Raw genomic sequence first — 8677 nt, forward strand, 5'->3', positions numbered from 1 at the left:
TCCACGTCACGGACAGCGTGGAGCAGGCGGTGAGCATTCTGGTCGAGGCGCACGCCGCATCGAACGGCTCCGGCGCATGAGCAGCACCTCCGTTTCCACCGTCCGCACGGCCTCCCTGCGGCGCGCCTGGGACATCACCCCGTGGTGGCTCGCCGTGGTGCTGGTCTACGGGCTGTCCCGCGTGTGGGGCTGGATCGTGTTCACCGTGGTGGGCCGTCAGCAGGGGCCCGGTCCGTGGGGAGACGGTGCCATGGGGTACCTGCAATTCGTGGACATCTGGGATTCCGACTGGTACCGGCGGATCTTCGCGGAGGGGTACCCCGCTCAGCTCCCGCGCGATGTCCTGGGGCACGCGGAACAAAATCAATGGGCCTTCTACCCCGTGCACCCCCTGCTGGTGCGCGGCATCGATGCTCTGACGGGAACCGGGTGGGCGCTCACGGCCGCCACGGTCTCGCTGCTCGCGGGTTTCGGCGCGGCCCTCGTGCTCTACAAGATTTTCGACGGCGTTCCCGCCCTGCGCGAGCCGCGCTGGGTGAACAATGTGGGCAAGGCACCGCTGTGGGCCGTAGCGGTTTTCGCCGTCAACCCGGTGGCGCCGGTGCTGCAGACGCCGTACGCGGAAGGGCTGCATCTGCTGTTTCTGAGCCTGGCCGTCCTGGCGGTGCTGCGGGGCAAGGCGTTGCCGGTAGTGATTTTCACCGTGCTCATGGCGCTCACCCGTCCCACCGGGGTTGCCTTTGCCGCGGCCCTGGGCGTGTGGTGGCTGTGGCGCAGTGTGGTGAGCGTGCGGCGTCGGGAGCGTAGGTGGTACCAATGTGCGGACCGTTGGCTCGTGGTGGCCCTGATCGCATGCGCGGCTGCGCTGAGTTGGCCCGCCATTGCCTGGGCCGTCACGGGAGAGTTCACCGCCTACACCGATACCGAGACGGCCTGGCGCGGGGACAACCGCGTGATCCCGATCCTGCCGTGGGTGGACCGGGGAGTGAACCTCTTCGGGCCGATCATGGGGGTTGTCGCACCCGTGCTCCTCGTTGCCGCGGTGGTGCTCATGCTGCGAACAAGGGTGGTGAAAGAGGCCCTGCCGTTCTTCGCGAGAGTGTGGATCGCGGCCTACGGGGTGTACCTGTTGCTGGTGCTGCACCCGCAGACGTCGACTTTCCGACTTCTGCTGCCGTGGGCCTTGTTGGCCGGGCCGCTGGTCCACGTGTCGGAGTCCAAGGCCTACCGGACACTACTCGTCGTGACCGGCGCCGTTCTCCAGCTCGTGTGGGTGGGCTGGTTGTGGCACTGGAAAGAACTGCCCGGCGGCGGTGACTATCCTCCCTAACGACACAGGCGGTGCCGGTCGAGGGTGGGGTTGGTCACGGTTGCCGGCCAGTGTTCGATAAGATGGAGGCCGTAGGTACACACGAAGAGGAGTTCATACATGGCGGCCATGAAGCCTAGAACCGGTGACGGACCAATGGAAGTCACCAAGGAGGGGCGCAGCCTCATCATGCGGGTCCCCCTGGAAGGTGGCGGGCGCCTGGTGGTGGAACTCAAGGCTGACGAGGCCACCGAGCTTCGCGAATGCCTTGCCAAGGTGACCGGGTAACGGCCGGTTCCGTACCGTCAAGAAATCTCGAGGGGCCACACCGCGGCGTGGCCCCTCGAGATTTTTCGTTGCTGGGTGGGGTCCCTTGACGCCATGAACCGCGGGCCGCTCATCATCTCAGATGGTCTCCCGGGTGGGTCAGGACCACCACACGGTACCGAGCCACGACCCCAGACCCGCGGCAATGACACAGACGACGGCGCTGCCCAGCAAGTACGTGAGCCCGGCCAACCCCCGACGCTCACCCAGTAGCCGCACGGTTTCCACCATGGCGGTCGAGAACGTGGTGAATCCACCGCACAGTCCCACGCCCAACGCAGCACACCACACCGGGTCCACACCCCCCGGGGTGGCACCGGCTGTGATCAGACCCAGGGCCAAAGAACCGGTGGTGTTGATGATCAGGGTGGCGACCGGAAACCGAGCCGACCACAGCTGACGGATCATGGCGTCCACCACGAAGCGAAGCATGGCTCCGACCGCGCCACCCAAGGCCATCAGCACCAGAGCCATCATGAAGAAGCTCTTCTACCCGCGACGCCCCGCGCCGCCAACAGGACGCCCAGACCCGCAGCCAGTGTCCCACCGACCAGGGACAACCCGGCGTACAGCAAGGCGGTATCCACCCGCCCGTCGGTGAGCAGCCCCGTGAGATCCATGGCGAAGGTCGAGAAGGTCGTGAACCCGCCCAGGAAACCCGTGCCCAACAGCAGACGGAGATCGCGGGCGGCAACGGACTCCGGGCTGCGCCGCAGCAGGACTTCCAGGAGGAAACCCAACGCGAATGAGCCCGCCAGGTTGACCAGAACAGTGGCCCAGGGCAGCCCGTGTTGGCCGGGCAGTGCGTGGCCCACGCCCCAGCGCAGCAATGTCCCGGTAGCGCCGCCGAGACCCACCAACGCGAGGGGCTTCGGGCGAAGCGCCGCCGGCAGCCAGTTCATCGCCGTACGGCCAACAGCACTCCGGTGCCCGTGGGCAGCAAAGTGCTTGCCAAGCGGTCCTCACCACGCAGGGTGCGCACTACATCGCGCATGATCACGGTCTCTTCGTCCCGGTGGGCCGGCTGGGACACGCGGTCCTGATGGAGGGCGTCATTGACGACCAACATGCCGCCGCGGCGCAGCAGACGCGCACCCTCGATCACGTATTCGGCGGTGTTGGCACGGTCTGCGTCCAGGAACACCATGTCGTAAGAGTTCTCGGTCAACCGAGGCAGGACCAGTGATGCAGCGCCGGAGATGGTGCGGGTCCGTTTGGTCTCGAAGCCGGCCTCGCGAAACGTGTCACGCGCCGCCCGCAGGGCGCGGATGTCCGTGTCGATGGTGGTGAGCACCGAGTTGGCCGGCATTCCCCGCAGCAGGGACAGCCCGGAAACCCCCGCGCCGGTACCCACTTCGACCACCGTGGCCGGCCGCGCCGATGCCGTCAACACCGTCAGCAGCGCCGACGTGGCGGGGGTGACCGGGTCCAGGCGGAGGGCGAGGGAGCGCTCCCGGGCACGGTACGCGGTTTCGTCATCCGTGGCATAAGCCTCGCAGTAGGCCCAGCTGGTGGTCTTATCCGTACTCATGGACGTTAGTGTGCCCTTCGCTGCTTCCCTGGTGGTCCTGACCCGCGGTAGGTGTGCCGGTGCGGTATTGCTGGTTCAGCTTATCGCGGGCGCCGGCTCGACCGGACCCGGGGCCGGAGAGTTTCCCGCGACCGTCCAGAACCCTGTCAGCTTGAGCGCTCAGAATGACAACGTCGAGCCAATGACTCATTACAACGATCCACCAACATGTTGCGGGAGGGGGAGACCACGCTGAGCTCGCTGTATCGAAACGTCGCCCGGGCTCGTCGGGCACCGCATCGTCGCACGGTGATTTTTGCGACCACCGTGGCACTGTGCGTCACCACCGCACTGCTCGTGGGGGTCGGGTGGTCGGTGGGTAACAAGTTGAACTCATCCGGTGGTGTGAATACACCACCGGCGGCCGCTGCCTGGAACGGGAGCCACGGGATGATCAAGACCGCCACGGAAACGGATGCGCAGTCCCTGCGTGCCGAAGGCTGGACCTTACCGTCCCTCGCCTCCGAGGGCTACCAGGTGGAATCCATGGTCCAGGGTGAGATCGCGGGTCAGCCCATGGTGGTGATCACGCTGGTGAACGACCAGCACAGTGTGGAGATCATCGAGCAACGCGGTGAGGTGAATCCGAATAACCCCGTGGACGGTGCCACGGGTCTGCCGGTGAGTGCGGAGGGCCTGCATGAGTCCGCCGTGGAAGGCACGCAATTGTGGGTTGTCCGCTCGGAACCCTGGCGGGCGGTCATGGCTCGAGATGACGTCGTGTACACGGTCACGACTGACGCATCCCCGTCCACACTGTCGCGTACCCTTACCCTTGTAGCCGCGGAAGAACGAGGCCGCGTCACGATGGTGGGTTCCGAACCGGATGGATTCGGCACCACGGTGCTTGACGGGCTGCGGGAAATTATTGGATGAACGCGGCGTTCATGTTCGCGTCAGATGGCGTTGGTAGGTTCAGTTAGTGTTCGGCATTTCTGGCGGAGAAGCCATCCTCATCCTGGTGGTGGCCCTGGTGGTCATCGGTCCCGAACGGCTGCCCGAGTACGCCGAGAAACTCAAGGACATGATCAAGTCCCTGAGACGTTACGCGACCGGCGCCAAAGACGATCTCAGGGAAACCCTGGGCCCCGAATTCACGGACGTGGACTGGCGCAAACTCGACCCGCGCCAGTACGACCCTCGCGTGATCGTGCGCGAGGCGCTCATGGAAGAGGACGAACCGCAGACACCCGAGTACCAAGCGGCGTCGCCCGCGGTGCCGGTGGCCCGTCGCCTCGAGCCGGGGGAGCGCGCCCCGTACGACACGGAAGCCACCTGAGCCGCTCGCGGACGTGAGTGGCCACGGGAAAGGACCCGGGCTCCGGCACAGCAGCCGGAGCCCGGGTCCTTCGGTTCGGTAAGCGGAGTCAGCCCCGCACGGTGATGCCCAGGCTACGACCGGCCAGGTCACGGCCCTGCTCGTCCAGGGCCCTGGCCACCTCCCACAGGTGCCGGGCGGCCGGGGACTCGGGGTTGGCCCACACGGCGGGTTCGCCGCGGTCAGCGGCTTCGCGCACGGTGACGTCCAGCGGGATTTCGCCCAGCAGGGGCACGTCGTAGCCCAAACGTTCGGTCAACGACGCCGCAATGGTTGCGCCGCCGCCCGAGCCGAAGACTTCCATGCGGGTTCCGTCCGGGAGCACCATGGCGGACATGTTCTCCACCACGCCCGTGACCTTCTGATCGGTCTGCTGCGCCAGCGCGCCCGAGCGTTCGGCCACGGTCACGGCCGCGTGCTGCGGTGTGGAGACCACCAGGACTCCCGAGTTGGGCAGCAACTGGCCCACCGAAATGGCAATGTCGCCGGTGCCGGGGGGTAGGTCCAGCAACAAATGATCGAGATCGCCGAAGTGGACGTCCGTGAGGAACTGCTCCACGGCGCGGTGCAGCATGGGCCCGCGCCACGCGACAGGCTGGGAAGGGTCCACGAACATGCCGATGGAAATCACCTTGATCACCCCGCGCTCGGCCCGGCGCCGGGAGGCACCGGGGGCGGCGTCGTCAGCGGGCGTGGTGAGATCGACGGGGACCTCGACCACCGGCGGCAGGATCATGTCGCCCACGCGCGTGGGCGGCTGGGTGATGCCGAGCAGTCCCGGGACCGAGAACCCGTGGATGTCCGCGTCCACGATGCCCACGGTACGGCCCATGGCGGCGAGCGCGGCCGCAATGTTCACGGTCACGCTCGATTTGCCCACACCGCCCTTGCCGCTGGTCACGGCGTGCACGCGGGTGAGGTTGTGGGGATCGGCGAACGGGTTGGCCTTGCGGTGGCCCAGCGTCTCCTGCAGTTCCTCACGCTGGGCCGGGGTCATGACACCCACGTCCACGGACACGTCCGTGACGCCGCCGACGGCGCCCAGCGCCTCGGTGACGTCCGTTTCAATGGTGCCGCGCATGGGGCACCCGGAGACGGTCAGCAGAATGGTGACGTGCGCCGTGGTACCGTCCACGCGGGCGGACTGGACCATGCCCAGCTCGGTGATCGGCCGGCGAAGTTCCGGGTCGATGACCTTGTCGAGGGCGCCGCGCAGTCGGGGATCAATGGGGGAGTCGCTCATGAATCCTTTCCCTCCGTTGCCCGCGCGACCACGGGTACGGCCGTGGTGGGCGGCTGGTTCTTGGACTTCTTCTTGCCCTGACCGGGCTCCTTCTTGGGGCCCTTGTCGGACTCGCCGGATTCGGTCTTGGTGTTCTCCTGCGCCTCCAGGATCTCCTCGAGCAGGGAGCGCAGTTCGGAGCGCACGTAGTCCCGGGTGGCCACTTCGCGCAGCGCAATACGCAGGGCGGCGATCTCCCGGGTCAGGTACTCGGTGTCCGCGAGGTTCTGTTGCCCGCGTTTGCGGTCCTCCTCCGCCACCACCCGGTCGCGGTCGTCCTGGCGGTTCTGCGCCAGGAGCAGCAGGGGCGCGGCGTACGAGGCCTGCAGGGACAACATCAGCGTCAGCAGGGTGTAGTTGAGCGCGCGCGGGTCGAACTGCATGCTTTCGGGTGCCAGCGTGTTCCAGCCCAGCCACACGAACACGAAGATCGACATCCACATGAGGAACTGCGGGGTGCCCATCCAGCGGGCAAAGGTTTCGGTCAACTGCCCGAAAGAATCCGGATTGGGGCGGACGCGCTGGAAGAAGTTCCGGCGGTGCTCCCGCGGTTGGTCCAACGGCACGGGGGAGTATTGCGACGAGAAATTGCGCTTGGGTTCACTCATACCGCTTACCCACCTTCCGGATCGGGGTGCCGTCGTCATAGGTGCGCCAGTCATCCGGCAGCAACGCGTCCAACACGTCATCAATGGTCACTGCCCCCACCAACCGGTTCGCGTCATTGACGACCGGCAGGATGGTGAGGTCGTAGGAGGCCAGTTCCCGGGCCACGTCTTCGAGTGAGGCCTGATCGGAGACCGGTTCGATCGATCGGTCGATCAGGTTACCGATCGCCTCGGGCGGGGGATAGCGCAACAGTCGTTGGGTGTGCACCAGTCCCAGGTACTTTCCGGTGGGGGTTTCCAACGGGGGCCGGCACACCAGTACGGCGGAGGCGGCCGCGGGAATGATCTCCTCCTGACGGATATGCGCCAGGGCCTCGGCCACGGTGGCTTCCGGCGAGAGCACAATGGGCACCGGGGTCATGAGTGAGCCGGCGGTGCCTTCCTCGTAGGTACGCAGCCGACGCACGTCCTCGGCGTCCTCCGGTTCCATCATGGTGATGAACTTCTCTGCTTCTTCGGGCGGCAGCTCGTTGAGCAGATCGGCGGCGTCGTCGGGGTCCATTTCCTCGAGCAGCGCGACGGCGCGGTCATTACCCAGGTTGGTGAGGATGAAGACCTGATGCTCCTCGGGTAATTCTTCCAGCACGTCTGCGAGGCGCTCGTCCTGCAGCTCCGCGGCGATCTCCAGCATGCGCTTCTCGGGCATCCCGCGCAGCTCGTCCGCGATGTCCGCGGCTTGGTCCTCGTCGTGCTGGGAGATCCACTGCGTGGCCGGCTGGTGACCGGCGTTCGAGGGATCATCCGTGTCCTCCCAGTCCACGATCATCGTTTCTCCGCGGCGCCGGATCAAACCTCCCGTGGTGACGGAGCGGCGCACGAACAGCTGGCTGATCTGCCAGTCACCGCGGTTGCCCACCTGCTGCATGGCCATGTCCTCGATGGTCGCGGTGCCGGAGCCGTCCAGCAGCACCACGGTGCGATCGAAGAGCTCGCCGACCGCCAGGGTCTCCGCGCCACGCTGCTCGAACCGGCGCAGGTTCACCAGGCCGGTACAAATGACCTGGTCCGCGTCAATGCTGGTCACACGCGTCATGGGGACGAACACGCGTTTCTTGCCGAGTACCTCCACCACCAGGCCCACCACGATGGGGCGCGCCATGGTTTGACCGCGGCCCCCGGTGCGTAGGAGCACCACGAGGTCACGCAATCGACCCAGTCGGTCACCGAGCGGGTCGAAGACGTCCAGGCCGATCAACCGGGCCACGAAAATTTTGGAGAGGTTTGTGCTCACTGTCCCAGCCTAATGAACGGGGACAGTTGAGCAGCATTCGCGCCGTTGAGATTCCCATGACATGCCCCCGGATGTTCACCGGTCGCGATGTTTCAGCTGTTTCCCTGCGGCCTCCTGGGAAACTACGCGAGAATACAATGCATGAGCTATTCGTCCAGAGGCCCCATGACATTATCCGCCACCGCCGAGATTCCCCGCGGTGAAGCCATCGCCCGGTACACGAGCTACGCGGATGCGCAGAAGGCCGTGGATTACCTGGCGGACCAACAGTTCGAGGTCGCCAAGGTCTCCATCATCGGCAGTGACCTCAAGTCGGTGGAGCAGGTGACCGGTCGGTTGTCCTATCCCAAGGTGGCGCTGCAGGGCGCCCTCAACGGCGTGGTGTTCGGTGCGTTCTTCGGCTTGTTGATGTCGCTGTTGGGCGGCATGGATCTGGCCCAGGCATTGCTGTTGCCCATCATCATGGGTGGTGCTTTCTGGATGCTTCTGGCCACCATCACGTACGCAATGCAGCGCGGAAAGCGGGACTTCACCTCGACCAACCGCATCGTGGCCGGCAGCTACGAGGTCATTGCCGCCCCGGAAGTCGCCGGTGAGGCCCGCAACGTGCTGGGTGGACTCACCCTTGCTCAAGCCCCCGGACCGCGCCCGCAGCAAGGCGGGTGGAACCAGCCGCAGCAGGGACCCAACGGTCAAGGAGGCCAGTGGGGACCGCCCCAGGGGCAGTGGGGTCCGCAGGGCCAATACGGACAGCAGGGCCGACCCGGGCCGCAAAATCCCAACGCGCCCAGGGGATACCCCGGAGCACACGGCGGGCAACCGGGATCCCAGCAGGGTCAGCAGGGCTGGCCTGCGGGGCCGGAGCTGCAGGGCGGAGCGCCGCAGCAGCAGCAGAGCCGGCCGAACGGACCCGCGCCGCAGGGCCAGCCCGCCGGCGGAGCGCCGCAGCACCAGGACGCCAACCGCTCCGCC

At 66.4% G+C, this 8677-nt stretch carries 11 protein-coding genes; 5 read left to right on the plus strand and 6 right to left on the minus strand.

All coding sequences use genetic code 11. The features are described 5' to 3' along the window. Positions 1-76: 76 nt before the first annotated feature. Positions 77-1330 (plus strand): hypothetical protein, encoded by a 1254-nt coding sequence (locus tag Q4E95_RS07635; RefSeq protein WP_303382731.1) that lies wholly within the window; start codon positions 77-79, stop codon positions 1328-1330. A gap of 99 nt (positions 1331-1429) precedes the next feature. Next, complete coding sequence (locus tag Q4E95_RS07640; RefSeq protein ID WP_303382732.1) at positions 1430-1597, plus strand: DUF3117 domain-containing protein; 168 nt, start codon at positions 1430-1432, stop codon at positions 1595-1597. Positions 1598-1735: 138 nt separating this feature from the next. Here Q4E95_RS07640 and crcB (Q4E95_RS07645) read toward each other — a convergent pair whose 3' ends face one another. From crcB (Q4E95_RS07645) to Q4E95_RS07655, 3 genes are read right to left on the minus strand one after another with little or no spacing between them, the layout of a single operon-like run. Next, on the minus strand, positions 1736-2113 hold the full coding sequence (gene crcB / locus Q4E95_RS07645; RefSeq protein WP_303382733.1) for a fluoride efflux transporter CrcB: 378 nt from the start codon (positions 2111-2113) through the stop codon (positions 1736-1738). Beyond that, a complete protein-coding gene (crcB, locus tag Q4E95_RS07650) occupies positions 2110-2538 on the minus strand; it encodes a fluoride efflux transporter CrcB (RefSeq protein WP_303382734.1) in 429 nt (142 codons plus the stop codon). The genes crcB (Q4E95_RS07645) and crcB (Q4E95_RS07650) overlap by 4 nt, the downstream gene beginning before the upstream one ends. Continuing rightward, entirely contained in the window at positions 2535-3167 is a 633-nt protein-coding gene (locus Q4E95_RS07655) for an O-methyltransferase (protein ID WP_303382735.1), read from the minus strand. Before Q4E95_RS07655 ends, crcB (Q4E95_RS07650) begins: the two co-directional genes overlap by 4 nt. A 288-nt stretch (positions 3168-3455) precedes the next feature. Here Q4E95_RS07655 and Q4E95_RS07660 point away from each other — a divergent pair, with 288 nt between their 5' ends. Together Q4E95_RS07660 and Q4E95_RS07665 are read left to right on the plus strand one after the other, a co-directional pair. Next, positions 3456-4082 (plus strand): hypothetical protein, encoded by a 627-nt coding sequence (locus Q4E95_RS07660; protein WP_303382736.1) that lies wholly within the window; start codon positions 3456-3458, stop codon positions 4080-4082. 46 nt (positions 4083-4128) lie between these two features. Continuing rightward, a complete protein-coding gene (locus Q4E95_RS07665) occupies positions 4129-4485 on the plus strand; it encodes a twin-arginine translocase TatA/TatE family subunit (RefSeq protein ID WP_303382737.1) in 357 nt (118 codons plus the stop codon). Positions 4486-4573: 88 nt separating this feature from the next. Here the strand turns inward: Q4E95_RS07665 and Q4E95_RS07670 are convergent, their stop codons facing one another. From Q4E95_RS07670 to Q4E95_RS07680, 3 genes are read right to left on the minus strand one after another with little or no spacing between them, the layout of a single operon-like run. Next, positions 4574-5767: an Mrp/NBP35 family ATP-binding protein gene (locus tag Q4E95_RS07670; protein ID WP_303382738.1), complete on the minus strand. Its 1194-nt coding sequence runs from the start codon at positions 5765-5767 to the stop codon at positions 4574-4576. Continuing rightward, positions 5764-6414 (minus strand): DUF1003 domain-containing protein, encoded by a 651-nt coding sequence (locus Q4E95_RS07675; protein WP_303382739.1) that lies wholly within the window; start codon positions 6412-6414, stop codon positions 5764-5766. Before Q4E95_RS07675 ends, Q4E95_RS07670 begins: the two co-directional genes overlap by 4 nt. After that, on the minus strand, positions 6407-7705 hold the full coding sequence (locus tag Q4E95_RS07680) for a CBS domain-containing protein (protein WP_303382740.1): 1299 nt from the start codon (positions 7703-7705) through the stop codon (positions 6407-6409). The genes Q4E95_RS07675 and Q4E95_RS07680 overlap by 8 nt, the downstream gene beginning before the upstream one ends. Positions 7706-7846: 141 nt before the next feature. On the opposite strand from Q4E95_RS07680, the gene Q4E95_RS07685 reads away from it, so the two are divergent. Continuing rightward, positions 7847-8677 (plus strand): general stress protein (locus Q4E95_RS07685; protein ID WP_303382741.1); only part of this gene is annotated, 831 nt, incomplete at its 3' end.

The organism is Kocuria sp., from assembly GCF_030536815.1.
In the GTDB taxonomy this organism is placed as follows: Bacteria; Actinomycetota; Actinomycetes; order Actinomycetales; family Micrococcaceae; genus Kocuria; species Kocuria gwangalliensis.

Coding starts and splice junctions, on each gene's coding strand:
- Q4E95_RS07675 (WP_303382739.1), bottom strand. CDS start 6,414: ATGAGTGAACCCAAGCGCAATTTCTCGTCGCAATACTCCCCCGTGCCG.
- Q4E95_RS07635 (WP_303382731.1), top strand. CDS start 77: ATGAGCAGCACCTCCGTTTCCACCGTCCGCACGGCCTCCCTGCGGCGC.
- crcB (WP_303382733.1), bottom strand. CDS start 2,113: ATGATGGCTCTGGTGCTGATGGCCTTGGGTGGCGCGGTCGGAGCCATG.
- crcB (WP_303382734.1), bottom strand. CDS start 2,538: ATGAACTGGCTGCCGGCGGCGCTTCGCCCGAAGCCCCTCGCGTTGGTG.
- Q4E95_RS07640 (WP_303382732.1), top strand. CDS start 1,430: ATGGCGGCCATGAAGCCTAGAACCGGTGACGGACCAATGGAAGTCACC.
- Q4E95_RS07670 (WP_303382738.1), bottom strand. CDS start 5,767: ATGAGCGACTCCCCCATTGATCCCCGACTGCGCGGCGCCCTCGACAAG.
- Q4E95_RS07655 (WP_303382735.1), bottom strand. CDS start 3,167: ATGAGTACGGATAAGACCACCAGCTGGGCCTACTGCGAGGCTTATGCC.